At 69.2% G+C, this 25,594-nt stretch carries 22 protein-coding genes; 11 read left to right on the forward strand and 11 right to left on the reverse strand.

Annotation, left to right across the window (positions count from 1 at the left end; all coding sequences use genetic code 11):
- Positions 1-78 precede the first annotated feature (78 nt).
- Positions 79-543, forward strand: coding sequence for a GatB/YqeY domain-containing protein (locus tag ACQEVY_RS26080; protein WP_432951871.1), 465 nt, complete (start codon positions 79-81; stop codon positions 541-543).
- A gap of 195 nt (positions 544-738) precedes the next feature.
- On the opposite strand, the gene ACQEVY_RS26085 is transcribed toward ACQEVY_RS26080, so the two are convergent.
- The gene (locus ACQEVY_RS26085; RefSeq protein ID WP_432951872.1) at positions 739-3,027 is read right to left on the reverse strand and encodes a transglycosylase domain-containing protein; all 2,289 of its coding nucleotides are present in this window, start codon (positions 3,025-3,027) and stop codon (positions 739-741) included.
- 408 nt (positions 3,028-3,435) lie between these two features.
- On the opposite strand from ACQEVY_RS26085, the gene wblA reads away from it, so the two are divergent.
- The gene (gene wblA / locus ACQEVY_RS26090) at positions 3,436-3,774 is read left to right on the forward strand and encodes a transcriptional regulator WblA (RefSeq protein WP_033321758.1); all 339 of its coding nucleotides are present in this window, start codon (positions 3,436-3,438) and stop codon (positions 3,772-3,774) included.
- 214 nt (positions 3,775-3,988) lie between these two features.
- On the opposite strand, the gene ACQEVY_RS26095 is transcribed toward wblA, so the two are convergent.
- Both ACQEVY_RS26095 and ACQEVY_RS26100 read right to left on the reverse strand, forming a co-directional pair.
- Positions 3,989-5,293, reverse strand: coding sequence for an ArsA family ATPase (locus ACQEVY_RS26095; RefSeq protein ID WP_432951873.1), 1,305 nt, complete (start codon positions 5,291-5,293; stop codon positions 3,989-3,991).
- Positions 5,290-6,267: an ArsA family ATPase gene (locus tag ACQEVY_RS26100; RefSeq protein ID WP_432951874.1), complete on the reverse strand. Its 978-nt coding sequence runs from the start codon at positions 6,265-6,267 to the stop codon at positions 5,290-5,292. The genes ACQEVY_RS26095 and ACQEVY_RS26100 overlap by 4 nt, the downstream gene beginning before the upstream one ends.
- 209 nt (positions 6,268-6,476) lie before the next feature.
- Here ACQEVY_RS26100 and ACQEVY_RS26105 point away from each other — a divergent pair, with 209 nt between their 5' ends.
- The 4 genes from ACQEVY_RS26105 to ACQEVY_RS26120 all read left to right on the forward strand — a co-directional run bounded on the left by ACQEVY_RS26105 (position 6,477) and on the right by ACQEVY_RS26120 (position 9,131).
- On the forward strand, positions 6,477-6,638 hold the full coding sequence (locus tag ACQEVY_RS26105; protein ID WP_003981536.1) for a DUF4177 domain-containing protein: 162 nt from the start codon (positions 6,477-6,479) through the stop codon (positions 6,636-6,638).
- Positions 6,635-7,102: a RidA family protein gene (locus ACQEVY_RS26110; protein ID WP_432951875.1), complete on the forward strand. Its 468-nt coding sequence runs from the start codon at positions 6,635-6,637 to the stop codon at positions 7,100-7,102. The genes ACQEVY_RS26105 and ACQEVY_RS26110 overlap by 4 nt, the downstream gene beginning before the upstream one ends.
- 180 nt (positions 7,103-7,282) lie before the next feature.
- The gene (locus ACQEVY_RS26115) at positions 7,283-8,152 is read left to right on the forward strand and encodes an NUDIX hydrolase (protein ID WP_432951876.1); all 870 of its coding nucleotides are present in this window, start codon (positions 7,283-7,285) and stop codon (positions 8,150-8,152) included.
- A 148-nt stretch (positions 8,153-8,300) separates the two neighbouring features.
- Positions 8,301-9,131 carry an MBL fold metallo-hydrolase gene (locus ACQEVY_RS26120; protein ID WP_432951877.1) on the forward strand — a complete coding sequence of 277 codons (831 nt, stop codon included), beginning with the start codon at positions 8,301-8,303 and terminating at the stop codon, positions 9,129-9,131.
- Positions 9,132-9,379: 248 nt separating this feature from the next.
- On the opposite strand, the gene ACQEVY_RS26125 is transcribed toward ACQEVY_RS26120, so the two are convergent.
- Positions 9,380-10,054 carry a Crp/Fnr family transcriptional regulator gene (locus ACQEVY_RS26125; RefSeq protein ID WP_016642758.1) on the reverse strand — a complete coding sequence of 225 codons (675 nt, stop codon included), beginning with the start codon at positions 10,052-10,054 and terminating at the stop codon, positions 9,380-9,382.
- A 251-nt stretch (positions 10,055-10,305) separates the two neighbouring features.
- Here ACQEVY_RS26125 and nth point away from each other — a divergent pair, with 251 nt between their 5' ends.
- From nth to ACQEVY_RS26140, 3 genes are all read left to right on the forward strand, one after another.
- Positions 10,306-11,418, forward strand: coding sequence for an endonuclease III (nth, locus tag ACQEVY_RS26130; protein ID WP_432951878.1), 1,113 nt, complete (start codon positions 10,306-10,308; stop codon positions 11,416-11,418).
- A gap of 52 nt (positions 11,419-11,470) precedes the next feature.
- The gene (locus ACQEVY_RS26135) at positions 11,471-12,166 is read left to right on the forward strand and encodes an NUDIX hydrolase (RefSeq protein ID WP_328770709.1); all 696 of its coding nucleotides are present in this window, start codon (positions 11,471-11,473) and stop codon (positions 12,164-12,166) included.
- 98 nt (positions 12,167-12,264) lie between these two features.
- Complete coding sequence (locus tag ACQEVY_RS26140) at positions 12,265-13,464, forward strand: MarP family serine protease (protein WP_432951879.1); 1,200 nt, start codon at positions 12,265-12,267, stop codon at positions 13,462-13,464.
- Between the two features lie 21 nt (positions 13,465-13,485).
- On the opposite strand, the gene ACQEVY_RS26145 is transcribed toward ACQEVY_RS26140, so the two are convergent.
- The 6 genes from ACQEVY_RS26145 to ACQEVY_RS26170 form a co-directional block, all read right to left on the reverse strand.
- Positions 13,486-13,665 (reverse strand): hypothetical protein, encoded by a 180-nt coding sequence (locus tag ACQEVY_RS26145; protein ID WP_078491910.1) that lies wholly within the window; start codon positions 13,663-13,665, stop codon positions 13,486-13,488.
- 204 nt (positions 13,666-13,869) lie between these two features.
- Positions 13,870-14,820, reverse strand: a complete 951-nt coding sequence (locus ACQEVY_RS26150) for an alpha/beta fold hydrolase (protein WP_432951880.1) — start codon at positions 14,818-14,820, stop codon at positions 13,870-13,872.
- Positions 14,817-15,305, reverse strand: a complete 489-nt coding sequence (locus ACQEVY_RS26155) for a phage holin family protein (protein ID WP_328770712.1) — start codon at positions 15,303-15,305, stop codon at positions 14,817-14,819. The genes ACQEVY_RS26150 and ACQEVY_RS26155 overlap by 4 nt, the downstream gene beginning before the upstream one ends.
- Before the next feature lie 84 nt (positions 15,306-15,389).
- A complete protein-coding gene (gene nhaA, locus ACQEVY_RS26160) occupies positions 15,390-16,799 on the reverse strand; it encodes a Na+/H+ antiporter NhaA (RefSeq protein ID WP_432951881.1) in 1,410 nt (469 codons plus the stop codon).
- Positions 16,800-17,003: 204 nt separating this feature from the next.
- Complete coding sequence (acs, locus tag ACQEVY_RS26165; RefSeq protein WP_432955396.1) at positions 17,004-19,001, reverse strand: acetate--CoA ligase; 1,998 nt, start codon at positions 18,999-19,001, stop codon at positions 17,004-17,006.
- Between the two features lie 173 nt (positions 19,002-19,174).
- Positions 19,175-21,682, reverse strand: coding sequence for a bifunctional SulP family inorganic anion transporter/carbonic anhydrase (locus ACQEVY_RS26170; protein ID WP_432951882.1), 2,508 nt, complete (start codon positions 21,680-21,682; stop codon positions 19,175-19,177).
- Positions 21,683-21,975: 293 nt separating this feature from the next.
- Between ACQEVY_RS26170 and ACQEVY_RS26175 the strand changes: the two genes are divergently transcribed.
- Complete coding sequence (locus ACQEVY_RS26175) at positions 21,976-23,262, forward strand: hypothetical protein (protein ID WP_432955397.1); 1,287 nt, start codon at positions 21,976-21,978, stop codon at positions 23,260-23,262.
- A 24-nt stretch (positions 23,263-23,286) separates the two neighbouring features.
- On the opposite strand, the gene ACQEVY_RS26180 is transcribed toward ACQEVY_RS26175, so the two are convergent.
- Positions 23,287-24,267 carry an ATP-binding protein gene (locus tag ACQEVY_RS26180; RefSeq protein ID WP_432951883.1) on the reverse strand — a complete coding sequence of 327 codons (981 nt, stop codon included), beginning with the start codon at positions 24,265-24,267 and terminating at the stop codon, positions 23,287-23,289.
- 100 nt (positions 24,268-24,367) lie between these two features.
- Between ACQEVY_RS26180 and ACQEVY_RS26185 the strand changes: the two genes are divergently transcribed.
- Positions 24,368-25,192, forward strand: a complete 825-nt coding sequence (locus tag ACQEVY_RS26185) for an oxidoreductase (RefSeq protein ID WP_432951884.1) — start codon at positions 24,368-24,370, stop codon at positions 25,190-25,192.
- Positions 25,193-25,594: the final 402 nt, after the last annotated feature.

Genomic DNA, 25,594 nt, shown 5'->3' on the forward strand with positions numbered 1-25,594 from the left:
ACCCCCCCCCGGGCAACCGAAGGCGTGCCGCCGGAAAACGACGGGCCGTTGTCCCACCACACCTGCGACAATCGCCCCATGACCACGCTCAAGTCGAAGCTGCAGGAAGACCTCAACGCCGCGATCAAGGAGCGCGATGAGCTCCGCTCCTCGACGCTCCGGCTGACCCTCGCCGCGATCACGAAGGAGGAGGTCGCGGGCAAGGAGAAGCGCGCGCTCTCCGACGAGGAGATCACCAAGGTGATCACCCGTGAGGCGAAGAAGCGCCGTGAGGCCGCCGAGGCCTTCGCGCAGGGCGGTCGCGCCGAGTCCGCCGAGCGGGAGAAGGCGGAGGGCGAGATCCTCGCCGACTACCTGCCCAAGCAGCTGTCCGACGACGAGCTCCAGCAGATCGTCGCCCAGGCGGTCGAGGAGGCGAAGGCGGCCGGCGCCGAGGGCCCGCGCGCCATGGGCCAGGTCATGAAGATCGTGAACCCGAAGGTGGCGGGCCTTGCCGAGGGCGGCCGCGTCGCCGCACTGGTGAAGAAGCAGCTCGCGGGCTGAGGCTCCGGACTCCGAGGCGGCACAGCCGCAATCCGAGGCCGAGGCCTGCACGGCCAGCCGTAGGCGGATACGCCGATACGACGGTGGGGGCGCCCCTTGCAACAAGGGGCGCCCCCACCGTCGTACGAGCATCAATGCCGTCGTGCGGCATCAACGGCCAGGAGGCTGACCGTCAACGGCCAAGAGGCCTACGGCCTACGGGAACTGACCGCCGTCCCCATTCCCGCCATTCCCGCCATTCCCGCCGTTCCCGTTGCCGCCGCCGATCGTCCACTCCTCCGGGATCGAGAAGGACGGCTGAGGGAAGGGGGGGATGTCACCTATGCCACCGTTGCCGTTCCCGCCGTTCCCGTTCCCGGGGTTCTCGCCGTCGTCGCCGTCGCCCGGGCGGTCCCTGTCATCATCGCTGGGCGGGTCGGGGATGTGGACGGGGTTGAAGTTCGGGGCTTCCTTGCCCTCCAGGGCGCCGGTCATGGCGTCCTTCCAGATCGGGCCGGGCACCCTGCCGCCGTAGACCTTCTCGTGCCACTGGCCGCCGATCGTGATGTTCGACATCTTGACGGCCTGGGTGGCGCTGCCGACCCAGACGGCGCCGGACATGTTCGGCGTGTAGCCGACGAACCAGGCGTTCCTGCGCTCGTCGGTCGTACCCGTCTTACCCGCGTTGTCGCGGTCGGAGAGGCCGGCCTGCTGTCCCGTACCGGAGTCGACCACTCCGCCCAGCAGCTGGTTGATGGTGTCCGCCGTGGTCTCGGACATCGCCCTGCTGCAGGTCGACTTCGGCACCTCGATCGACTTGGTCTCGCCGCCCATCCGCCGGTTGATCGACTCGATGGCGATCGGCGTGCAGTACGTCCCGCGGTTGGCGAAGGTCGCGTACGCGCTCGCCATCGTCAGCGGCGAGATGCCGGTCGAGCCGAGGGTGAGAGACGCGGGCCGCTCAGGCAGCTTGTCGCCGTTGCCCTGCACCACGCCCATCTTGTCGAGGAGCTTGGACACCGGGCACATGCCGATGTCCCCGAGCATCTGCACGAAGTAGGTGTTGACGGATTTCTCCATCGCCTCCCGCAGGCGGTACGGGCCGACCTCGGACTCGTCCTCGTTCTCCACCGTGTCCTTGCCCGTGTTCCGCCACGGACTCCCGTCACAGGTCTGCACCGTCTCCGGGTACGACATTTCGTACGGTGCCGGGTACTCCTGGATCGGCGGGGTGCCCTCCTCGAGGGCGGCCGCGGCCAGGAACGGCTTGAAGGTCGAACCGGTCGGGAAGCCGAAGGCTGAGCCGCCGAAGCGGTTGTCGACCGAGTAGTTGAGCTCGGTCTCGTTCTTGCCGTAGCCGAACGGCTTCGACTGGCCCATGCCGAGGATCTTGCCGGTGCCCGGCTCGACCAGCGTGGTGGCCGTGGCGACCTTGTCCGACTTCCTGACGTGGTTCTTGATCGAGGCCTGCACCGAGTCCTGTGCCTGCGGGTCGAGCGTCGTACGGATCGTCAGGCCGCCCTCGTTCCAGAGCTTCGCCCGGGCCTTCTTGGTCTTGCCGAAGACCTTGTCGTTCAGCACCAGTTCGCGGACGTAGTCACAGAAGAAGCTGGCGCCCTTGACCGCCGTGATGCAGCCGTTGTTCGGCTTGCTGACCTTCAGGCCGAGCGGCTTCTCCTTGGCCTCGTCGGCCTCCGCCTGGGAGACGTTGCCCAGGTCGGCCATGCGCTGGAGGACCACATTGCGCCGCTGTATCGCCTCTTGCTCGTCATTGACCGGGTCGTAGCGGGTCGGGGACTGGACGACGCCGGCGAGCAGCGCGGCCTGCTCCAGGTTCAGGTCCTTGGCGGACGTGGAGAAGTAGCGCTGGGCCGCGGCCTCGACGCCGTAGGCCTGCTGGCCGAAGAACGTGATGTTCAGGTAGTTCTCGAGGATCTTCTTCTTGCCCAGCTCTTCCTCGACCTGGATCGCGTACTTCAGTTCCTTGATCTTGCGGCCGAGGGTCTGCTGTGTGGCCTGGGCGACCAGCGTCGGGTCGTTGCCGGCCTCCTCCACGAAGACGTTCTTCACGTACTGCTGCGTCAGCGTGGACGCGCCCTGGGTCACTTCGCCGCTCTGCGCGTTCCGGTTGAGCGCGCGCAGAACGCCCTTGAGGTCCACCGCGCCGTGCTTGTAGAAGCGCGAGTCCTCGATCGCGACGATCGCCTGCTGCATGACCGGCGAGATGTCCTTGAGTTCGACCACGGTGCGGTCGCGTGAGTACACCGTGGCGATCCGCCCGCCCTGGTTGTCCAGGATCGTGGTGCGCTGACTCAGCGGCGGACGCTTGAGGTTGGTGGGGATCTCGTCGAAGCCCTCGACCGAGCCCTTGGCTGCCAGCCCCAGAGCGCCGGCCGCGGGCAGCGCGATGCCCGCCGCGACGGCTCCGGCGAGCACGCTGACACCCAGGAACTTGGCGGCCTGCTGAACCGGAGACAGGCCTCCACCCGATCGCTTGTTTGCCATGAGGGCAGCCTACGTTCTCATTCGCCGGACACGCGTATAGGCCTTGGCCTAAGCTGCTCACAACTGTCACAGCAGCAGGGCTACGTATCAATACGGCTGGCGACCCCGAATCGTTCCAGTCGATTCCCAACTTTTTTGTTGGGCTCGTGCCCGAATCCGCCTCATGTGTCACTTGGCGTCCGTTGTGACGCAGCTCAACTGTCCTGGTTTGCCAGGAAGGTTACGTATGCCGTCAGGTCACTCCGTTGGGTGATCTGCCGCGTACCCATAGTCCATTCGGGCCATTCAAGATTGGGCCCGCAGGGGCTGGTTGACTGTGCCCACCTTCCGTAACGTCCTCAACTGGCGGCGGTGAATATGCCGCTGCCGCCGTGGGGGAGCCTCGATTCGGGAGAGGACGGCGCCGGTATGGGCTGGGTAACCGACTGGAGTGCGCAGGCGGCCTGTCGCACTACCGATCCGGACGAACTGTTCGTTCAAGGAGCAGCGCAGAACAGGGCGAAGGCAGTGTGCACCGGATGTCCGGTGCGTACGGAATGTCTTGCCGACGCGCTGGACAACCGCGTCGAGTTCGGCGTGTGGGGAGGGATGACGGAGCGGGAGCGCCGCGCACTGCTGCGCAGGCGGCCAACCGTCACCTCCTGGCGCCGGCTGCTCGAGACAGCGCGCACTGAGTACGAGCGGGGGGCGGGCATTCTGCCCCTCGACGAGGAAGAGGTGTACGAGCACTACGCGGCGGTGGGCTGACCGCTCGCCGCGGTCACCTCCCGCGGAACCGCGGTCACGTCAGGTACGTACCGCCGCGGTCGCGCGTACCTACAAGCACCGTGCGCAGCCGTCCACGACTGCTGCCGTACGGGTCGTATACGACGCTGTCTGCGAACAGGGGTCCGCGAGGTTCCCGTACGCAGCCGGGGTCAGGCGACCCCGAGAGGCTCACGCAGCTCCGGCCGGACACGCACTACGAACCGGCCGCGAGCCGGTCCCCGATGTCCCGCAGCCCTGCGAGGTCGTGCACATCGCCGGGCAGCGCGGCCACTTCTGCCACCGCCACCTCCGGGTGGAACGCGGTGAAGCGGTCGCGCGTGCGCTGCTCGCGGAAGAGCAGCCGCATGCGCTCGGCGTGCAACCTCAGCAGGCCTGCGGTGAGTTGCTCGACGGTCCGGGCCGTCCCTGCTCCTTCGGCGTCGATCCGGTCCGCGGCGGGGGAGCCTGCGTCGGGTGCGGGAGCCTCGGGAACGGCGGAAGCGGGAGATTCTGAACTGTCATCCGTGTCGGGAGAGTTACGAAGGCCAGCTTTCCCAGCCTCCTGATCGACAATGCGGGCTTCCGCAAGATTTTCCGCGGCGGCGAGCGCCCGCTCGGCGGACAGCTGAGTGGCGCCGCTGCCGTGCACCCGGTTCAGCACCAGACCCGCCAGCGGCATGGTCTCGGCGGCCAGCCGCTCCACGAAGTACGCGGCCTCGCGCAGCGCGTCCCGCTCCGGGGCCGCCACCACCAGGAAGGCCGTGCCGGGCGCCTGGAGGAGCTTGTACGTGGCGTCCGCGCGGGTACGGAAACCGCCGAAGGTGGTGTCCATCGCGGCCACGAACGTCTGGACGTCCTTGAGGAGTTGGCCGCCGAGCAGCTTGCCCAGGGTGCCGGTCATCATCGACATCCCGACGTTCAGGAACTTCATCCCGGCCCGGCCGCCCAGCTTCGCCGGCGCGGTCAGCAGCCGGATCAGCCTGCCGTCCAGGAAGGAACCGAGCCGCTTAGGGGCGTCCAGGAAGTCGAGCGCCGAGCGAGACGGGGGCGTATCGACGACGATCAGGTTCCATTCGTCGCGGGCCCGCAGCTGGCCCAGCTTCTCCATCGCCATGTACTCCTGCGTGCCCGCGAAGCCCGCCGAGAGCGACTGGTAGAAGGGGTTGCCCAGGATCGCGGCGGCCCTCTCCGGGTCCGCGTGCGCCTCGACGATCTCGTCGAAGGTGCGCTTCATGTCGAGCATCATCGCGTGCAGTTCGCCGTCCGCGGAGTCGTCGATGCCCTTCACCCGGCGTGGGGTGTTGTCGAGCGCGTCGATGCCCATCGACTGGGCGAGCCTGCGCGCCGGGTCGATGGTCAGGACGACCACCTTCCGGCCGCGCTCGGCCGCCCGCAGCCCGAGGGCCGCCGCGGTGGTGGTCTTGCCGACGCCGCCCGCCCCGCAGCAGACCACGATGCGGGTCTTCGGGTCGTCGAGCAGCGGGTCGACGTCCAGGACGCGAACCGGGTCCAAGCTCATGAGATCCCCTGCCGGCGCAGTTCGGTGGCGAGTTCGTACAGGCCCGCGAGGTCCAGTCCCTCGGCGAGCAGCGGGAGTTCGTGCAGCGGGAGGCCGAGCTCCTGGAGTACGGCCCGCTGCTCGCGCTCCAGTGCGTACCGCTCGGCATACTCGTCCGCCTGGGTGAGCAGCGGTTCCACGAGCCGCTCGGCGACCCCGCCGCGGCGAGCGCCGCCGAGTCCGGCCGCGGACAGCGACTTGGCGATGGCCGTGCGCGGCACCTCGCGGGTGAGCGCCAGGTCGTCCTCGTCGAGGATCGTGGGCCGCACCATGTTCACAATGATCCTGCCCACCGGGAGCTTCGCGGCACGCAGTTCGGAGGCGCCGTCGACGGTCTCCTGGACGGGCATCTCCTCCAGGAGGGCCACCAAGTGCACGGCCGTCTCACGGGACTTGAGGACCCGCATGACCGCCTGGGCCTGGTTGTGTATGGGGCCCATCTTGGCGAGGCCCGCCACCTCGTCGTTCACGTTCAGGAAGCGGGTGATGCGGCCCGTCGGCGGGGCGTCCATGACGACGTAGTCGTACACGAACCGCCCGGTCTTGTCCTTCCTGCGGACCGCCTCACAGGCCTTGCCGGTCAGGAGTACGTCCCTGAGGCCGGGCGCGATCGTCGTGGCGAAGTCGATGGCGCCGAGCTTCTTCAGGGCCCGTCCGGCGCCCCCCAGTTTGTAGAACATCTGGAGGTAGTCGAGAAGCGCCAGCTCGGGGTCTATGGCGAGGGCGAACACCTCCCCGCCCCCGGGTGCGACGGCGATCTTCCGCTCCTCATAGGGCAGAGCCTCCGTCTCGAAGAGTTGCGCGATGCCCTGCCTGCCCTCGACCTCGACCAGGAGGGTGCGCTTGCCCTCCGTGGCGAGGGCGAGCGCGAGGGCTGCGGCGACCGTCGTCTTACCGGTACCGCCCTTGCCGCTGACGACCTGGAGCCTGCTCACATCTTCGAGCCTAACCAGTCGGCGGCCGGGCTACGCAGGTGGCTGTGGACAACGGGTGGCAGAGGCTGTGGAGAACGTGCGGGGGAGCTGGGTGCCGAGGTGCGCGGAGGCAGGCTGCAAGGCACGCGGAACCCTGGCCGCTAGGCACGCGGAACCCCGGCCGTCGGGCGAGCGGAAGGCCGTGCGGGGCAGCGGATACAGTCGGCCACATGACCAAGTGGGAATACGTGACTGTGCCGCTGCTCGTCCATGCCACGAAGCAGATTCTGGACACCTGGGGCGAGGACGGCTGGGAGCTTGTCCAGGTCGTGCCCGGGCCGAACAACCCCGAGCAACTGGTGGCCTACCTGAAGCGCGAGAAGCAGGCATGAGCGCCGTCGAGTCCAAGCTGGCCGAACTCGGGCTGACCCTGCCCGAGGTGGTGCCGCCGCTCGCCGCGTACCAGCCCGCCGTGCAGAGCGGGGTGTACGTCTACACCTCCGGCCAGCTCCCCATGGTGGACGGCAAGCTCGCGGCCACCGGCAAGGTGGGCGCGGAGGTCACCCCGGAGGCGGCCAAGGAACTGGCCGCCACCTGTGCGCTGAACGCCCTGGCCGCGGTCAAGTCGATCGCGGGTGACCTCGACCGCGTCGCGCGCGTGGTCAAGGTCGTCGGCTTCGTGGCCTCGGCCCCCGACTTCACGGCCCAGCCCGCCGTGGTGAACGGCGCGAGCGAGCTGCTGGGCGCGGTCCTGGGCGACAAGGGCGTACACGCGCGAAGTGCGGTCGGGGTGGCGGTGCTGCCGCTGGACTCGCCGGTGGAGGTCGAGATCCAGGTGGAGCTGACGGAGGCGTAGTCCGGTGCTCTGGGCCTGATGGAGGCGTAATCGGGCCCCCTGGGGAGCCGGTCGGTCGGTGATCGTTGGCGAATCGGGCTCCCTGGGAGCGTTGGTTCCGCATTGGTTCCTCCGGGCGGCCCTTGGAGCAGGCGATTGTTGCCTCTCGAACATCAGCTCTCTACGGGATAGCCTCCGCGCATGGCGAATGGGCAGTGGTATCCACCGGAGTGGCCGGACCGTATCCGCGCGCTCGCGGAGGGCAGGCTCACACCGGTCGTCCCCAAGCGGGCGGCCACCGTCATGCTGCTCAAGGACACCGACGGCGCTCCCGCCGTACACATGCTGCGCAGACGCGCCTCCATGGCCTTCGCCGGAGGCGCGTACGCCTATCCCGGGGGCGGCGTGGACCCCAGGGACGACGAGCGGCAGATCCGCTGGACGGGTCCCACGCGCGCGTGGTGGGCGTCCCGGCTCGGCGTCGACGAGACCTCCGCCCAGGCGATCGTCTGCGCGGCGGTGCGCGAGACGTACGAGGAGGCGGGCGTGCTGCTCGCCGGCCCCACCCCGGACAGCGTTGTCGGCGACACCACGGGCGACGACTGGGAGGCGGACCGGGAGGCCCTGGTCGCCCGGGACGTCTCCTTCGCCGAGTTCCTGGAGCGCAGGGGACTCGTGCTGCGATCCGACCTCCTGGGGGCGTGGACGCGCTGGATCACCCCGGAGTTCGAACCGCGCCGCTACGACACATGGTTCTTCGTGGCCGCCCTCCCGGAGGGCCAGCGCACCCGAAACGCCTCCACGGAGGCCGAGAGCACCGTCTGGATCCGCCCCGGCGAGGCGGCGGACGCCTACGACAAGGGCGACCTCCTGATGATGCCGCCCACCATCGCGACGCTGCGCCAGCTCCGCTCGTACGCCACTGCCGCCGAGGCCCTCGCCGCAGCACCCGGGCGCGACCTGGCCCCCGTCCTGGCCCAGGCCCGCCTGGAGAACGGCGAACTGGTGCTGACCTGGCCGGGCCACGACGAGTTCACCAAGCACATCCCAACCGGTGGAGCCCCCGCATGACGGACGCAGCAGCCCTTCCCGGCCAGCCGCGGGGCGGGGGCCCATTTCTTCGTGCGTCCCTCGCACCGCTTCGCGGGCTTCTGGGCGCTGCGTCGGCCTCCGGCCGACGACGTGATGTGCTGCCGCCCGAGACGGAAGGCGCCCACACATGACGGACGCAGCAGCCCTCCCTGGCCAGCCGCGGGGCGGGGTTCTCGACGGTCCCGCCACGCCGCGTGCGATCAACGTTCTCGCGCCCAACGCGTCCCCGATGACGCTCGACGGAACGAACACGTGGATCGTCTCCGAGCCGGACTCCGAGCTCGCGGTGGTGATCGATCCGGGGCCCCTGGACGACGTACACCTGCGCAATGTCGTGGACGCCGCCGAGAAGGCGGGCAAGCGGGTCGCACTGACCCTCCTGACGCACGGGCACCCCGACCATGCCGAGGGCGCCACCCGGTTCGCGGAGCTGACCGGCACGAAGGTACGGGCGCTCGACCCGGCGCTGCGGCTCGGCGACGAGGGCCTGGCGGCCGGAGACGTGGTCAGGACGGGCGGCCTGGAACTGCGCGTCGTACCGACGCCCGGGCACACCGCCGACTCGCTGTGCTTCCATCTGCCCGCCGACCAGGCAGTCCTGACCGGCGACACGATCCTGGGCCGCGGCACCACGGTCGTCGCCCACCCCGACGGCCGCCTCGGCGACTACCTGGACACCCTGCGCCGACTGAGGTCCCTGACAGTCGACGACGGCGTACACACGGTCCTACCGGGCCACGGCCCCGTCCTGGACGACGCCCAGGGAGCCGTCGAGTACTACCTGGCCCACCGAGCCCACCGCCTGGCCCAGATCGAAACAGCGGTCGAGGACGGCTACCGCACGCCGAGCGAGGTAGTGGCCCACGTGTACGCCGACGTGGACCGCTCGCTGTGGCCAGCGGCAGAGCTGTCGGTACGGGCACAGCTGGACTATCTGCGGGAGCACGGCCTCATCTAGGAAGGTCAAGGGCAGCGCCCCGTAAGGGGCGCGGGGAACTGCGCGAGCAACCACGACAGGCCGACAGCCGCGACACGACCTGTCACCCCACCCCCTGGCGGGGGTCCGGGGCGCAGCCCCGAGGGATGGGACGGGAAGGGGCGGCGGGGGCGAGACCCATCCCGCCCCGCCCACCCGGCGGGCGACAACAAAAGGGCCCCGCCCAACAAAAGGGCGGGACCCCAGAGCCGTACGGCCAAGACCCAGCGTCAGCGCGACCGCTTGGCCAACCGCTCCACATCCAGCAAAATCACCGCACGCGCCTCCAACCGAAGCCACCCACGCCCGGCAAAGTCGGCAAGCGCCTTGTTGACCGTCTCACGCGAGGCGCCCACCAGCTGGGCAAGCTCCTCCTGCGTGAGGTCATGCACCACATGGATGCCCTCTTCGGACTGCACACCAAAGCGGCGCGAAAGGTCGAGCAGCGCGCGCGCAACCCGCCCGGGAACATCCGAGAAGACCAGATCGGACATCTGATCGTTCGTCTTACGCAGCCGCCGCGCGACAGCGCGCAGCAGCGCGGCCGCCACCTCGGGCCGCGCGTTCAGCCACGGCTGAAGGTCACCATGGCCCAGCCCCAGCAGCTTGACCTCGGTCAGCGCGCTGGCGGTCGCCGTACGCGGACCCGGGTCGAACAGCGACAGCTCGCCGATGAGCTCGCCGGGACCAAGGACGGCCAGCATGTTCTCGCGGCCGTCAGGGGACGTGCGGTGGAGCTTGACCTTGCCTTCGGTGACCACGTACAGGCGGTCACCCGGGTCACCCTCGTGGAAGAGCGCGTCGCCGCGCGCGAGGGTCACCTCACTCATGGAGGCGCGGAGCTCCGCGGCCTGCTCGTCATCGAGCGCCGCGAAGAGCGGGGCGCGCCGCAGAACGTCGTCCACGAGTTCTCTCCTTGTCGACCTGCTCAGGGGATCTTGCTCCCCCGTGTACCAGGGGACGGTGCTCCCCATATTGCCGGACGGTCCAAACAGTGTGATCAGTCACAAGTCTGCCGCACGTACGTGCCGGACAGTGCGGCAGGGGGCCAATTGGCGTCCGATCCCGGAGGGCCGGGGCGTTTGTCAGTGGTGGGCTTTAGGCTGGCCGGGTGTCCAAATCGCCGGTGAGAGCACAGGCCAAGGGGGCTGAACGGGTGGCTGCACGTCGCGATTCCGCTGTGGGCGAACAGAGCCCCGACGGAACGAAGAAAACGGCAAAGGCGGCACATCCGGCACCGGCCAAGCGGACGCCGGGTGCCGCGAAGAAGGCAACGGCTACGACGAAGAAGGCCGCGCCCGCGAAAAACGCTGCCCGGACGGGGCCGGAGGCCGCTGCCATCAAGGCCACAGCCAAGAAGGCAGCCGCCGTCAAAAAGACAGCCACTGCCAAGAAGCCCGCACCCGCGAAAACAGCCACCAAGAAGGACGCACCCGTCAAAGCCCCGGCCGCCACCCCGCCCCGTAACGAATCCCGCACGGCCCTCGTCCGCCGCGCCCGCCGTATCAACCGCGAGCTCGCCGAGGTCTACCCGTACGCCCACCCGGAGCTGGACTTCGAGAATCCCTTCCAGCTCGTGATCGCCACCGTCCTGTCGGCCCAGACGACCGACCTGCGGGTGAACCAGACGACACCGACACTCTTCGCCAAGTACCCCACCCCAGAGGACCTGGCCACCGCGAACCCTGAAGAGGTCGAGGAGATCCTGCGGCCGTGCGGGTTCTTCCGGGCCAAGACCAAGTCGGTGATAGGGCTCTCCAAGGCCCTGCGGGACGACTTCGGCGGCGAGGTCCCCGGACGCCTGGAGGATCTGGTCAAGCTTCCCGGAGTGGGCCGTAAGACCGCCTTCGTGGTGCTCGGCAACGCCTTCGGGCGGCCGGGAATCACCGTGGACACCCACTTCCAGCGGCTCGTCCGCCGCTGGCAGTGGACCGACGAGAAGGAGCCGGACAAGATCGAGGCGGTCGTGGGCTCGCTCTTTCCCAAGAGTGACTGGACGGACCTCTCCCACCACGTGATCTGGCACGGCCGCCGGATCTGCCACGCCCGCAAACCCGCCTGCGGCGCCTGCCCCATCGCCCCGCTCTGCCCGGCGTACGGAGAGGGCGAGACGGACCCGGAGAAGGCCAGGAAGCTTCTGAAGTACGAGAAGGGCGGCTTCCCCGGCCAGCGCCTGAAGCCCCCGCAGGCGTACCTGGACGCGGGCGGCCTCCCCGCGCCGCCCCTCGGGGCGCCCGTACCGAACCCGACCGCAGCGGATTCGGGATGACGGAACGATCGGACGGGCCACGGGCGTTGAGATCAGCAGAACGGGGGTGTCGATGACGCACGCGAGTGATATGCGAGGCGGCCAACTGAGCCTGAGCAAGGAGGGCCTGCCCGACTGGCTGGACCCGGTGGTGCACGCCGTGGAGACGGTGGAGCCGCTCCAGCTGAGCCGCTTCCTGCCGCCGGCCAACGGCGCGGGCCGCCAGTCCGCCGTACTGATCCTCTTCGGCGAGGGGGAGTGCGGCCCCGAGCTGCTGCTCATGGAGCGGGCCAGTTCGCTCAGATCGCATGCGGGGCAGCCGTCGTTCCCCGGTGGCGCCCTCGACCCCGAGGACGGCGACCCGAAGGCCGACGGGCCGCTGCGGGCCGCTCTCCGCGAGGCCGAGGAGGAGACCGGGCTCGACCCGAGCGGCGTCCAGCTCTTCGGCGTACTCCCCGCGCTCTACATCCCGGTGAGCGGCTTCGTGGTCACCCCGGTGCTGGGCTGGTGGCGGGAACGTACGCCGGTGGGTGTCGTCGATCCGAACGAGACGGCGCGGGTGTTCACGGTCCCCGTGGCGGATCTCACGGACCCCGCCAACCGCGCGACGACCGTCCACCCCAGCGGCCACCGAGGTCCGGCATTCCTGGTCGAATCGGCCCTCGTCTGGGGCTTCACGGCCGGAATCATCGACCGCCTCCTGCACTACTCGGGCTGGGAACGACCTTGGGACCGCACTAAGCAGGTCCCGCTCGACTGGCGCGCATGACAGGGTGGCACCCGTGCTGTGTCTTCCCGGGGAGTAACCCCCCGGGCTCCCGGCCGGGCGATGGCGAAACGTGAAGTGACGAGGCGAGGCTTGAATCAGTGAACGTGCTGGACATCCTGCTGCTGGTCGCCGCCGTGTGGTTCGCGATCGTGGGCTATCGCCAGGGGTTCGTCGTCGGCATCCTGTCGGTGATCGGCTTCCTGGGCGGCGGTCTCGTCGCCGTCTATCTGCTGCCCGTCATCTGGGACGCCCTGACCGATGACGCCGAGGTGGGCACCACGGCCGCCGTCGTCGCGGTGGTCGTCGTGATCGTCTGTGCCTCCGTCGGCCAGGCCCTCACCACCCACCTGGGCAACAAGCTGCGCCGGTACATCACCTGGTCCCCGGCCCGCGCCCTGGACGCCACGGGCGGCGCCCTGGTGAACGTCGTGGCGATGCTGCTGGTCGCCTGGCTGATCGGCTCGGCACTCGCCGGTACGACACTGCCGACGCTCGGCAAGGAGGTCCGTAACTCCAAGGTGCTGCTGGGCGTGTCGCGGGCCCTTCCCGATCAGGCCGACACGTGGTTCGCCGACTTCTCCTCGGTCCTCGCGCAGAACGGCTTCCCGCAGGTCTTCAGCCCGTTCTCGAACGAGCCCATCAACGAGGTGCAGGCCCCAGACCCGGCCCTCGTCAACAGCCCGGTCGCCGCCCGCGCCCAGCGTTCCATCGTCAAGGTCACCGGCACCGCCCAGAGCTGCGGCAAGGTCCTGGAAGGCACCGGCTTCGTCTTCGATCAGCGTCGCGTGATGACGAACGCGCACGTGGTGGGCGGCGTCGACGAGCCGTACGTCCAGATAGGCGGCGAGGGCAAGCGGTACGCCGGCAAGGTGGTGCTCTACGACTGGAAGCGCGACATCGCCGTACTCGACGTACCCGAACTGCGCGCGCCCGCCCTCCAGTTCACGTCCGAGGACGCCGCGGGCGGCGACAGCGCGATCGTCGCGGGCTTCCCGGAGAACGGCTCGTACACCGTCGGCTCCGCGCGCGTACGCGGACGCATCGCGCCCACCGGCCCGGACATCTACCACCGGGGCACCGTGCGCCGCGACGTCTACTCGCTCTATGCGACCGTGCGCCAGGGCAACTCCGGCGGCCCGCTGCTCACCCCGGACGGCAAGGTGTACGGGGTGGTCTTCGCGAAGTCCCTCGACGACCCGCAGACGGGGTACGCGCTCACCGCGGACGAGGTCCAGGAGGACATCGCCAAGGGCCGTATCGCTGTCCAGCAGGTGGACAGCGATAGCTGCGCGCTGTAACCGGGTGTGTCGCGAGCGGAGTCAGCCGCGAGGGTGGCGCAGACGCGCCGAGACCCAGCGGGCCCGGCGCCTCAGAATGCGCGGGATGCCCAGCCGAGGGTCCGTGCCCTGCATCTGCGGGGCACCCCTCTGGTGGGAACTCAGACCACCGGCCGAGCGGCGGTTGCGTGCTGCGTCACTGTAGTCGTGCGTCCAGCCCATACTCCGACCCCTGCCCCTGCCCCAAGGTCGATAACCGCCCCCATGCCCCCCAATTGGCCTATGCGCCAGGCATTGGCCGTTCGTAGGACAGGTGTTCCCGTGAACGGGCGAAGTCCGGTGCGGTACAGCGCCCCTCAGGGGCGCGGGGAACTGCGCGACCAGCCACAACGAACCCGCAGCTTTGACCCTGTTCTAGCCAAGCGCTCAGCGATCCGGTTCTGGATCCTTGAGCCAGTTGATGAGCTCCGTGGAGAACGCCACCGGATCCTCCTCGTGCGGAAAGTGCCCCAGCCCGTCGAACAGCCGCCAGCGGTACGGCGCTTCGACGTACTCCCCGGAGCCCGCCGCGCTGCGCGTGCGCATCACCGGATCGAGCGAGCCGTGCAAGTGCAGCGTCGGCACCCGCACCGGCCGCTTCATCCGGCGGTTGAACTGGATGCCGTCCGGCCGGGCCAGCGAACGCACCATCCAGCGGTACGGCTCGACCGAGCAGTGCGCCGTCGACGGGATGAGCATCGCCCGCTGGTACATGGCGACGTCCTCGTCGTCCGGCAGCCGAGGCCCGGACCAGTCCCGTACGAGACGGCCCACCAAGGCGCCCTCGTCGGCGACGAGTTGGCGCTCCGGGATCCAGGGCCGCTGAAAGCCCCAGATGTACGAGCCCGCCTTGGTCTGCCTCATGTCCCTGAGCATCGCCGAGCGCCAGCGCCGGGGGTGCGGCATCGAGGCGACCGCGAGCCGGCGCACCAGCTTGGGGCGCATCACGGCCGCCGTCCACGACAGATAGCCGCCGAGGTCATGGCCGACCAGGGCCGCGTCGGGCTCGCCGAGGGACCGTACGACCCCGGTGATGTCGAGGGCGAGGTTCGCCGGGTCGTAGCCGCGGGGCGTGCGGTCGCTTCCGCCGACGCCCCGTAGATCCATCGCGACCGCGCGGAAGCCGGCGTCGGCGAGCGCGACCAGCTGATGCCGCCAGGTCCACCAGAACTGCGGGAAGCCGTGCAGCAGCAGGACAAGGGGGCCGTCACCCATTTCCGCGATGTGGAAGCGCGCACCGTTGGCGGCGACATCCCGGTGACGTACCTCTTTCGCGCCGGGCACGTCGAGCCGTACGACCGAAGTGGGGAGCGCCGAGGGTGTGTCGGGGTCCGTCATGAGGACGAGCGTGCCACAGCCTTGACGCCCTCACCGACCCGGTCGGTCTCGTTCACCTGACGGGGGTGCGGCTTCGCGTTCTGCAGGACGGCCGCGGTCTCCTTGACCGAAGCCGCCGTCTTCTGCGGGCCCTTGCCCTTCTTCGCCTTCTTCGCGAAGACGACGCCGATCAGTGCGAGCACGCCCGCGACCAGCACGTTCGCGGCGAACGACAGCAGGAAGCAGACGGCGAGGTTCCAGTCGCTCCAGGTGCGGATCCCGTACGCCAGCGCGAAGCTCAGCATCGGCAGGGAGAAGATCAGTACCGCCCCGGCCGCCGCGAAAGCGCCGCCGCCCACCGCACCGCGTTTGACGTCGCGCTTGAGCTGGGCCTTCGCCAGCGCGATCTCGTCGTGCACCAGCGCGGACATCTCGGTCGTCGCCGAGGCGAACAGCTGGCCGATGCTGCGTTCGGCGCCGACCGGGCTGCCGTCGGGTGCGCTCATCGCGTTCTCCCTGTTCTCTTGGGCGTCTCGACCCCTGAGCCTCTGGACTCTTGGACTCTTGGGGCGTTTTGCGTGTGTGTCAGATCATGCCGGACCGTTGTTCTCCTCGCTTGCCCCGGCGGTCACTTCGGCAAGCCTGCGATGTTCGGCGGCCTTCCGCTCGTAGATGTCCGCCATCCTCAGGTGGTACTCCGGGTTGTCCTGCTCGTAGATGTCGGGGATGCCGTCGAGGTCCTCGTCCAGCTCCTCGGCCTCGCACAGCTTGCGGTACTTGGCGTTCCGTACCTTGAGCAGGACGCTCGCGAAGACGGCCGCGATCAGGGAGCCCGTCAGGACCGCGGCCTTGATCTCGTCGGTGAGCACCTCGTCGCCCTCGAAGGCGAGTTCGCCGATGAGCAGCGAGACGGTGAAGCCGATGCCCGCGAGGGAGGACACCGCGAAGACGTCCGGCCAGGCCAGGTCCTCGGAAAGCTCGGCCCGGGTGAAGCGGGCCGCCAGCCACGTACCGCCGAAGATGCCGACCGCCTTGCCGACGACAAGACCAAGCACGACACCCAGCGTCTCCGGCCGCGTGAACACCTCGCCGATCGCGTTGCCCGACACAGCGACCCCCGCGCTGAACAGCGCGAACAGCGGTACGGCGAAGCCCGCCGACAAGGGCCGTACGAGATGCTCGATGTGCTCGCCCGGGGAGTGTGCCTCGCCCTCGTGTGTCGTGCAGCGCAGCATCAGGCCCATCGCGACACCGGCGATGGTGGCGTGGATGCCGCTGTTGTACATCAGCCCCCAGATGACCAGGGCGAGCGGAACGTACACATACCAGCCGCGTACGCCCCTCCTCAGCAGCAGCCAGAAGATGGCGAGGCCGACGACGGCGCCGCCGAGGGCCGCGAAGTCCAGGTGGTCGGTGAAGAACACCGCGATGATCAGGATCGCGAAGAGGTCGTCGACGACCGCGAGGGTGAGCAGGAACGCGCGCAGGGCGCTGGGCAGCGACGTACCGATGACGGCGAGAACGGCGAGCGCGAAGGCGATATCGGTCGCGGTCGGCACGGCCCAGCCGGCCAGCGAGCCGCCGCCTGTGCTGCTGACCAGCGTGTAGACGAGCGCGGGTACGGCCATGCCGCAGAGCGCGGCGACGACCGGGAGTACGGCGGCCCTGGGGTCCTTGAGATCACCGGCGACCAGCTCACGCTTGAGTTCGATACCGGCGACGAAGAAGAAGACCGCGAGCAGTCCGTCGGCGGCCCAGTGCCCGATGGACAGGTCGAGGCCTAGCGAGGCGGGCCCGAAGTGGAAGTCGCGGACGGACTCGTAGCTGTCCTTCCAGCCGGAGTTCGCCCAGATCAGCGCGGCGATCGCGGCGAGCAGCAGCAGTACGCCGCCGAGGGTTTCGGTGCGCAGGGCTTCCGCGACGAAGTTCCGCTCGGGGAGCGAGAGCCGTCCGAGGACCTTGCGCTTGATGGCGGTGGGAGCGGGCGGGGGCGCGGGCACGTGGATTCGACCTCCGGTCGGTAGGCAGGGCAGAGCACATGCCGACCAGACTTCCCGGCGCACCTGAGGCTTCTTGTCGCGTTGTTGACGTTTTCCTTAGCCTACCTAAGAAGGGCACTCGGCGCGCAGCCGGGTGCCCTTCTCTTCGTACGGACGACTCTCGGGCCGTACGTACGACTGTGACTGTCCTCGTCCGTACGACCGTCAGTCCTCGCTGGCCGCCGACGGGAGCTTCGTCTGGATCAGGTCCATCACCGTGGAGTCGGTGAGCGTGGTGACGTCACCGAGCTCGCGGTTCTCGGCGACGTCGCGCAGCAGACGGCGCATGATCTTGCCGGAGCGGGTCTTGGGCAGCTCGGCCACCGGCAGAATCCGCTTGGGCTTCGCGATCGGGCCGAGGGCCTTGCTGACGTGGGCGCGCAGCTCGCCCACCAGGTCCGCGGTCTCCGCCGCCGATCCGCGCAGGATCACGAAGGCCACGATCGCCTGGCCGGTGGTCTCGTCCGCCGCGCCCACGACCGCCGCCTCGGCGACGGAGGGGTGCGAGACGAGCGCCGACTCGACCTCGGTGGTGGAGATGTTGTGCCCGGACACGAGCATCACATCGTCGACCCGGCCGAGCAGCCAGATGTCGCCGTCCTCGTCCTTCTTGGCGCCGTCCCCGGCGAAGTACTTGCCTTCGAACCGCGACCAGTACGTGTCGAGGAACCGCTGGTCATCGCCCCAGATGGTGCGCAGCATCGACGGCCACGGCTCGGTGAGGACGAGGTAGCCGCCGCCACCGTCCGGCACTTCGTTCGCCTCGTCGTCGACGACCGTCGCGGAGATGCCGGGCAGCGCGCGCTGCGCGGAACCGGGTTTGGCCTCCGTCACGCCCGGCAGCGGCGAGATCATCATCGCGCCGGTCTCGGTCTGCCACCAGGTGTCCACGACCGGGCACCTGTCGGCGCCGATGTGCTTGCGGTACCAGATCCACGCCTCGGGGTTGATCGGCTCGCCCACCGACCCCAGCACGCGAAGGCTGGACAGGTCGAACTTCGCGGGGATGTCGTCGCCCCACTTCATGAACATGCGGATCACGGTGGGCGCGGTGTAGAGGATCGTCACGCCGTACTTCTGGATGATCTCCCAGAAGCGGCCCTGGTGCGGGGTGTCCGGCGTGCCCTCGTACATCACCTGCGTCGCGCCGTTCGCCAGCGGCCCGTACGTGATGTACGAGTGGCCCGTCACCCAGCCGATGTCGGCCGTGCACCAGTAGACGTCGGTCTCCGGCTTGAGGTCGAAGACAGCGTGGTGGGTGTACGCGGCCTGCGTGAGGTAGCCGCCGGAGGTGTGCAGGATGCCCTTCGGCTTACCCGTCGTGCCCGAGGTGTAGAGGATGAACAGCGGCTGCTCGGCGTCGAACGCCTCGGGAGTGTGCTCCGCGGACTGCTTCTGCGTGATCTCGTGCCACCAGATGTCGCGGCCCTCGGTCCAGTCGACCTCCTGGCCCGTACGGCGCACGACCAGCACCTTGTCGACCCCGTCGACCCGGGCGACCGCCTCGTCGACGGCGGGCTTGAGCGCGGAGGGCTTGCCGCGTCGGTAACCGCCGTCCGCGGTGATGACCAGCTTCGCGCTGGCGTCCTCGATACGGGTGGCGATGGCGTCGGCCGAGAAGCCGCCGAAGACGACCGAGTGCGCGGCGCCGATGCGGGCGCAGGCCAGCATCGAGACGACGGCCTCGGGAATCATCGGCAGGTAGATGGCGACCCGGTCGCCCTTCTCAATTCCGATCTCTGTAAGGGCGTTGGCCGCCCGGGAGACCTCGTCCTTCAACTCGGCATATGTGATGGCCTTGCTGTCGCCGGGCTCGCCCTCGAAGTGGATCGCGACCCGGTCGCCGTGCCCGGCCTCCACATGGCGGTCTACGCAGTTGTACGCGACGTTCAGCTTTCCGTCCGCGAACCATTTGGCGAAGGGCGGGTTCGACCAGTCCAGCGTCTCGGTCGGCTCGGTGGCCCAGGTCAGCCGGCGCGCCTGCTCGGCCCAGAAACCGAGCCGGTCAGCCTTGGCCTGCTCGTACGCCTCCGCAGTGACGTTGGCGTTCGCGGCCAGGTCGGCGGGCGGCGCGAACCTGCGCTCCTCACGAAGCAAGTTGGCCAGGCTTTCGTTGCTCACGACATCTCCCTTTCCCAGGGTGTCCGTTGTGTCCCAGGCCAGCTCATCAGACGCGGACCCCTGGTGACAAGGGCCGTCGCCGAAATTGGTTTAGACCTGTTTGGGGCGGTGGTGGCCCCTGCACACAGGGGCCACACGTTTTCACGGACGGGGGAGGCATGCGGTTCAGGCTCGCGGGCGGGCGAGCCTGGCCGCGGTGGGGTGTTTGCGGCTGGTTAAGGGCTGTTCGCGGGTTGGGTCGAGGCCCCGACTTCGTACAGCGCTCTCGCCTCTACCCGGTCGAACACCATGCCGCCGGGCTCGTGGCCGGACTCGCCCTCGGACCGGCCGCCGGGCGTCTGCTGCGTGTCCGGTGCCTGCTGCTTCTCGGGCGACTTCTGACCGTCGGACGACTTCTGCCTGTCGGACGACTCCTGCCTGTCGGGTGATCTCTGGCCTTCGGGTGACCTCTGGCCTTCGGGCGCGTCCGTGAGCAGATACGCCTGGGCCTCACCCACGTGGAAGTACATCCCGTGCAGTTCGAGCTCGCCCGCCCACAGAGCCCGTGCCACGGACTCGTGGGCCCGCAGATGTTCCAGCTGCTGCACCACGTTGGTCAGACAGAGCTGCTCGACGGCGTCGGCGGGCGCCCGTCCGGCGATCCGCGCCAGCGGCCCGTCCTTCGCGGATACCCGCTCCAGACTCGGCAGCCCATGCCGCAGCCACCGCTTCAACGGCGTCCGCCCACCGGTGGGTTCGGCGTGCAGCAGCGCCTGCATCGCCCCGCATCCGGAGTGTCCACACACGGTGATGGATCTCACCTTGAGCACCTCCACCGCGTACTCGATCGCGGCCGCCACCGAGTCGTCCCCGCTCTCCTCGCCGGGCGGCGGCACGAGATTGCCGACATTGCGTACGACGAAGAGGTCGCCGGGGCCGCTGGAGGTGATCATCGATGTGACCAGCCGGGAGTCGGCGCAGGTCAGGAAGAGCTGCGAGGGCTGCTGCCCCTCCCGCGCAAGCCGGGCCAGCTCGCCGCGCACCAGGGGAGCGGTGTTGCGCTGGAACGCGCTGATACCGCTGGCCAGTTCGCCCGCGCCCCCGTCCGGCGGCGCGGTCCGCGACGGCTGCGCGCACTGGTGGTTGCGCCAGGGTGTCCAGGGTCGGCAGTGGCACTGGGTGGCGCCCGCTGGCTCGGTGATCCTCGTGCCTCCCCGCCCGGTCAGCTCCACCGATCCGCCGTGCGTGGCGTGCGAGGTCTGCCAGTCCTGCAGCGACTCGTACGCCGCGTGGTCCATGAAGGAGCCGTCCAACTCCACGACGGCATGGGCGCCTTGGGGCACCCGATGGAGCGCCCGGCTGAGCCGCGGCACGGCGAGAAACGTCAACTGCCCGCGGACGCGCACATGGTGGACGCCGTCCTCGTCCTCTTCGCGGGTGATGCGCGTACGGGTCAGTCGGTGCAGCGCCACGGCCACGGCCACGGCGACGCCGATCCCCACGCCTTCGAGGACACCGAGGAGCACCACGCCCGCCGTGGTGGCCGCGTACACCAGGATCTCGCGGTGGCGGGTGACGGTGCGGATGTGGGTGATCGACACCATCTGTACGCCGACGGCCGCCACCAGCGCGGCGAGCGCGGCCAGCGGGATCAGGTCCAGTACGGGCACCAGCAGCAGTGCGGCGATCACGATCCACAGGCCGTGCAGCATCGTGGAGTTGCGGCTCACGGCGCCCGTCTGGACGTTGGCCGCGCTGCGCACCGCGACGCCCGTGACGGGCAGTCCGCCCAGCGCCCCGGAGACGATGTTCGCCGCGCCCTGGCCGCGCAGCTCCCGGTCGAGGTCCGCGCGCGGGATGCGTGGCCCCTTCTTGCGGGCGGCGGCCAGCTTGTCCACGGCCACCGCGGAGAGCAGCGACTCGACGCTGCCGACGAGCGCGATGGTCAGCACGGCCGCGGCGATGCCCAGTGCGGGCCCTTCCGGCAGCCCGGCGAGCGTGTGGTTGTTCCAGGAGGGCAGGTCGACCCGGGGCAGCCGAAGCCCGGCGACCATCGCTGCCGCCGTGGCCGCCGCGACCGCGGCGAGCGCCGCCGGCACTCTACGGACAACTTGCCCCGCCCGCCCGGGAATGCGCGGCCACAGCAGCAGTACGGCCAGGGTCAGGGCGCTCGTCGACAGCGCCGCCAGATGTGGGTCGGCCAACTGGGCGGGCAGCTCGCGGACGTTGTCGACGACGGAGCTGTGAGGTGAGCCGCCGAGCACGATGTGCAACTGGGCGACGGCGATGGTGATGCCGATGCCGGCCAGCATGCCGTGCACGATCGCGGGGCTCACGGCGAGTGCCGAGCGCGCCACCCGCAGGAAGCCCAGGGCGAGTTGGGTGAGCCCGGCGAGCACCGTGATGGCACAGGTCGTACGCCAGCCGTACTGCTGGATGAGGTCGGCGGTGACCACCGTGAGCCCGGCAGCGGGCCCGCTCACCTGGAGCGGCGCGCCACCGAGCCGGCCGACCAGGAGCCCGCCGGCGGCGGCTGCGACGAGGCCCGCCTGCAACGGCGCCCCGGTCGCCAGGGCGATGCCGAGGGACAGCGGCAGCGCGATCAGGAAGACGGCGATCGAAGCGGATACATCGGCGGCCGCGATCCGGGGACCGCGGCGGCGGGCGGAGGGCGGGCTGTGCGGCCTCCCATCGTCGGGCAGATGCGAGGAGTCGTCGCTTCGGGGGGTGGTGCAAGTGGACATTTGGTTCCCGTCTCCTCTGGGACTACGCGGTCGCAAATGGGCTTCTGAGTGCGGCCGTGGGACACGGCGTTACAGTTGCGGGATTTCTCAACTCTCGGTAAATGAATGGTAATGGAGAGTAAAGGCCAGGTGGTGGAAAATGGCGCAAATGGGCTAGTGATTCACCCTGGCGAGTTAATGCGTACTTTCATCGGCTTGTCGCACTAATTCCTTCGGACCCTCGTGCGACCTTGGCGGCGCTGTCGGTGTTCGCCCGGGTTTTCCCGGATCTGAAGGAAGTAGGTGGGCGGATGGTGGGCGCCACCCAGAGAATCGCCATTGGCTTCACGGTCACCGCGCTCTGCGGGCTCACGCTCGCGGGTTGTGCGACCGGCGAAGACGGCGCGAAGAAGGCAGTGGGCGCCCGGGCGTCCAAGAGCGCTGCGGCGGGCGCCCAGGCGCCGAAGAGCGTGCTCCGTCTGATCGGCGACGGCTCCACGGCCTTCACCGGCGCACAGCCGCGTCTGCCCCGCCCCGAGCGGCTGAGGCCGGGTCAGAAGCCGCCGCAGTTCGTGGTGTTCTCGTGGGACGGCGCGGGCGAGGACAGCCAGAAGCTGTTCTCCCACTTCCGCGAGGTGGCCCGGGACAACAAGGCGACGATGACGTACTTCCTGAGCGGCGTGTACATGCTGCCGGACGAGAAGCGCGCCCTCTACCGTCCCCCAGGGCGCTCAGCCGGCCGCTCCGACATCGGCTTCAATGACGAGCAGGGCGTCAGGGACACGGCAGAGCAGTTGCGCGGCGCCTGGCTCGAGGGCAACGAGATCGGCACCCACTTCAACGGCCACTTCTGCGGCAGCGGTGGCGTCGGCGACTGGTCGGCCGAGGACTGGAAGAGCGAGATCGCCCAGGCCAAGTCGTTTGTGAAGTCCTGGAAGACCAACACGGGCACACAGCAGGCGTCCCCGTTGCCCTTCGACTACGACAAGGAACTGATCGGCGCCCGCACGCCATGCCTGGAGGGCCGGCAGAACTTCCTGCGCGCAGCCCGCGAGATGGGCTTCCGCTACGACACCAGCGGCGTCAACGACCAGGTCTGGCCCAAGAAGCAGCAGGGCCTGTGGGACCTGTCGATGCAGCTGGTCCCCTTCCCTGGACGCGACTTCGAGACGCTGGCCATGGACTACAACTTCATGGTCAACCAGTCGGGCCCCACATCCCGGGGCAACCGGGCCCAGCACGAGTACTGGGGCGACCAGATGCGTGACGGCCTGCTCAGGGGCTTCGCCCGCGCCTACCAAGGCAACCGCGCACCCCTGATCATCGGCAACCACTTCGAGTCCTGGAACGGCGGCACCTACATGCGCGCCGTGGAGGAGACCATCGAGCGCGTCTGCACCCGGAGTGAGGTGCGCTGCGTCTCCTTCCGGCAACTCGCCGACTGGCTCGACGCCCAGGACCCGCGGACCCTGGCCAAGCTCCGCACCCTCGAGGTCGGCCAGGCCCCGAAGCAGGGCTGGACGTCGTTCCTCACCGCCAGGCCGGAGCGGCCCGCCCCTGCCTCGAAGGGAGCCGCGGGCGCCACGGCAGGAAAGCCGTAGCGCCCGGTCGGCTGACGCGAGCCGTCACGCCGTGGCGGTCTCGGCCTCACGCAGTACGAAGTCGGGGTCGACCTGGGCGGCCAGATCGGCACCCGTCCGCTCGTTGCCCCAGGACTGCGCGTTCTTCAGGTGGAAGTGCACCATCTGACGCGTGTAGCGCTCCCAGTCGCGCAGCTCGTAGGTGGCGTCCGCAGCGGAGTGAAGTGCCTGCAGGGCGCGGCGGTTGACGTCCTCCAGGTGCTCGAAGCGGGGCGGCCGGCCCTTCTCCATGGCGCGCACCCAGTCCGAGTGCCCGACCGTCACCAGGAGGTCGTCACCGACTTCGTCGCGGAGGAAGTCGATGTCGTCCTGGCCCTGCACCTTGTTGCCGACGACCTTCAGGGTGACGCCGAAGTCGCGCGCGTACTCCTTGTACTGGCGGTAGACGGAGACCCCCTTCCGGGTCGGCTCGGCGACGAGGAACGTGATGTCGAAGCGGGTGAACATGCCGGACGCGAAGGAGTCCGAGCCCGCCGTCATGTCGACGACGATGTACTCGCTCTGGCCGTCGACGAGATGATTCAGGCAGAGCTCCACTGCACCGGTCTTGGAGTGGTAGCAGGCCACTCCCAAATCGGCCTCGGTGAACGGGCCGGTGACCATCAAACGGACGGCCCCGCCGTCGAGTTCCACGGCTCGCGCACAGGCGTCGTACACCGGGTTGTTCTCGACCACCCGCAGCAGCCGGGAGCCCTCGCCGGGAGGAGTCGTCTTGATCATCGTCTCGGCGGAGGCGATACGCGGGTTGGAGCCACGCAGGTAGTCCTTGATCAGCGGGAGCCGGTCGCCCATCGCGGGCAGTGCGGCGGCATCCGCCTCGTCCAGTCCGAGGGCGGGCCCGAGGTGCTGGTTGATGTCGGCGTCGACCGCGACGACCGGCGATCCCGTGGTCGCGAGGTGACGGATGAAGAGCGAGGACAGGGTGGTCTTGCCGCTGCCGCCCTTCCCAACGAAAGCAATTTTCATGTTCAGTAAGCCTAGTGGTCAAATCACGTTGAGTCGCCGCCAACGTGAAGAAGACCACTCCATCGTGGGGATGGTCACAGTGATGCGTAGTGTCGTACCCATGAGTACGACAGGTGCGAACGCCGACCCCCTCGCGACCCTGGGCTCGCTGTCCGGTGTCGCCGAATCCGTGGAGTCCGTGCGCAAGGCCGTGGACCGGGTGTACGGGCATCGCATCATGCGGCGCCGCAGTAACGAGATCACCTCCGAGGCCGCACTGCGCGGCGCGCGAGGCTCCGCCGCGCTGTCCGGCGCCGACTGGGCACTCGAAGAGGTGCGCCGACGCACCGACTTCAGTGTTGACGACGAGGCCAGAGTGGTGGGCGCGGCCCTCCGGTTGACCGCTGAGGCGGGTCAACTCCTGTCCATCTGGCGGCAGTCGCCCCTTCGGGTACTCGCGCGGCTGCACCTGGTGGCGGCCGCGGACAAGGCGGACGAGGTGGGCCGGCCGCGGCAGGACGGCGAATCCGTCGACGAGCCGCTGATCGAACTGCCGCTGCCCGACACCGCCGAGGTCGGGGGCCGCCTCGACGGCCTCGCGCAGCTGGTCATCGCGGGCAGCTCCGCACCCGCCCTGGTGACCGCCGCCGTGGTGCACGGCGAACTCCTCGCGCTGCGCCCCTTCGTCTCCCACAACGGCCTGGTCGCGCGCGCGGCCGAACGCATCGTCCTGGTCGGCAGTGGCCTCGACCCGAAGTCCGTCTGCCCGGCCGAAGTCGGCCAGGCGGAACAGGGCCGCGCGGCCTATCTGGCCGCCTTCGAGGGCTACGTTTCCGGCACCCCGGAGGGCATGGCGACCTGGATCGCCCACTGTGGCAAGGCGGTTGAGCTGGGCGCGCGGGAGTCGACGGCGGTGTGCGAGGCGCTGCAGCGCGGGGCGGCGTGACGTTCGGCATCTCGCGCCGTCACATCTGGCCTCGCGGCGCGGTCTTCTGCGCTCCGGGGCTCGAAAATGAGCCTCCTAGGAGGGCGAGAAACTCCCTGAACAGGGTTGCGGCGGTACGAGAGTTCGTACCGCCGCTGGCACGTTCACCGGGTTACCAAGCGTCCTCGAGATATTGCCCATCAGGTCGGGAACTTTGCCCGTCGCCTGGTGCGGCTGGCCCGTAATCGACGGGTCGACGTCGCGTGGGTGCCCAGTGTTCATGCTCGGTCCGTGGGGCCTTGGTTGCGTTTTAAAGGTGATCCTTTCGGATGATCCTTGGTCTCGCGGGCCGTTAACTTCTTTGTACTCCTGGACCGGAGGAAGCGGAACCCCTAGCTGCGCTTCTTTACTTTTGGGTTCAAA

The organism is Streptomyces sp. CA-288835 (genome assembly GCF_050936385.1).
GTDB lineage: Bacteria > Actinomycetota > Actinomycetes > Streptomycetales > Streptomycetaceae > Streptomyces.

What these genes read in the sequence shown, in the direction of transcription:
- ACQEVY_RS26185 (WP_432951884.1), top strand. Translation starts at nt 24,368, where the DNA reads ATGAGTACGACAGGTGCGAACGCCGACCCCCTCGCGACCCTGGGCTCG.
- ACQEVY_RS26170 (WP_432951882.1), bottom strand. Translation starts at nt 21,682, where the DNA reads ATGTCCACTTGCACCACCCCCCGAAGCGACGACTCCTCGCATCTGCCC.
- ACQEVY_RS26150 (WP_432951880.1), bottom strand. Translation starts at nt 14,820, where the DNA reads ATGACGGACCCCGACACACCCTCGGCGCTCCCCACTTCGGTCGTACGG.
- ACQEVY_RS26135 (WP_328770709.1), top strand. Translation starts at nt 11,471, where the DNA reads ATGACGCACGCGAGTGATATGCGAGGCGGCCAACTGAGCCTGAGCAAG.
- ACQEVY_RS26110 (WP_432951875.1), top strand. Translation starts at nt 6,635, where the DNA reads ATGAGCGCCGTCGAGTCCAAGCTGGCCGAACTCGGGCTGACCCTGCCC.
- wblA (WP_033321758.1), top strand. Translation starts at nt 3,436, where the DNA reads ATGGGCTGGGTAACCGACTGGAGTGCGCAGGCGGCCTGTCGCACTACC.
- ACQEVY_RS26085 (WP_432951872.1), bottom strand. Translation starts at nt 3,027, where the DNA reads ATGGCAAACAAGCGATCGGGTGGAGGCCTGTCTCCGGTTCAGCAGGCC.
- ACQEVY_RS26095 (WP_432951873.1), bottom strand. Translation starts at nt 5,293, where the DNA reads ATGAGCTTGGACCCGGTTCGCGTCCTGGACGTCGACCCGCTGCTCGAC.
- ACQEVY_RS26145 (WP_078491910.1), bottom strand. Translation starts at nt 13,665, where the DNA reads ATGGGCTGGACGCACGACTACAGTGACGCAGCACGCAACCGCCGCTCG.
- ACQEVY_RS26120 (WP_432951877.1), top strand. Translation starts at nt 8,301, where the DNA reads ATGACGGACGCAGCAGCCCTCCCTGGCCAGCCGCGGGGCGGGGTTCTC.
- ACQEVY_RS26105 (WP_003981536.1), top strand. Translation starts at nt 6,477, where the DNA reads ATGACCAAGTGGGAATACGTGACTGTGCCGCTGCTCGTCCATGCCACG.
- ACQEVY_RS26080 (WP_432951871.1), top strand. Translation starts at nt 79, where the DNA reads ATGACCACGCTCAAGTCGAAGCTGCAGGAAGACCTCAACGCCGCGATC.
- ACQEVY_RS26115 (WP_432951876.1), top strand. Translation starts at nt 7,283, where the DNA reads ATGGCGAATGGGCAGTGGTATCCACCGGAGTGGCCGGACCGTATCCGC.
- ACQEVY_RS26155 (WP_328770712.1), bottom strand. Translation starts at nt 15,305, where the DNA reads ATGAGCGCACCCGACGGCAGCCCGGTCGGCGCCGAACGCAGCATCGGC.
- ACQEVY_RS26180 (WP_432951883.1), bottom strand. Translation starts at nt 24,267, where the DNA reads ATGAAAATTGCTTTCGTTGGGAAGGGCGGCAGCGGCAAGACCACCCTG.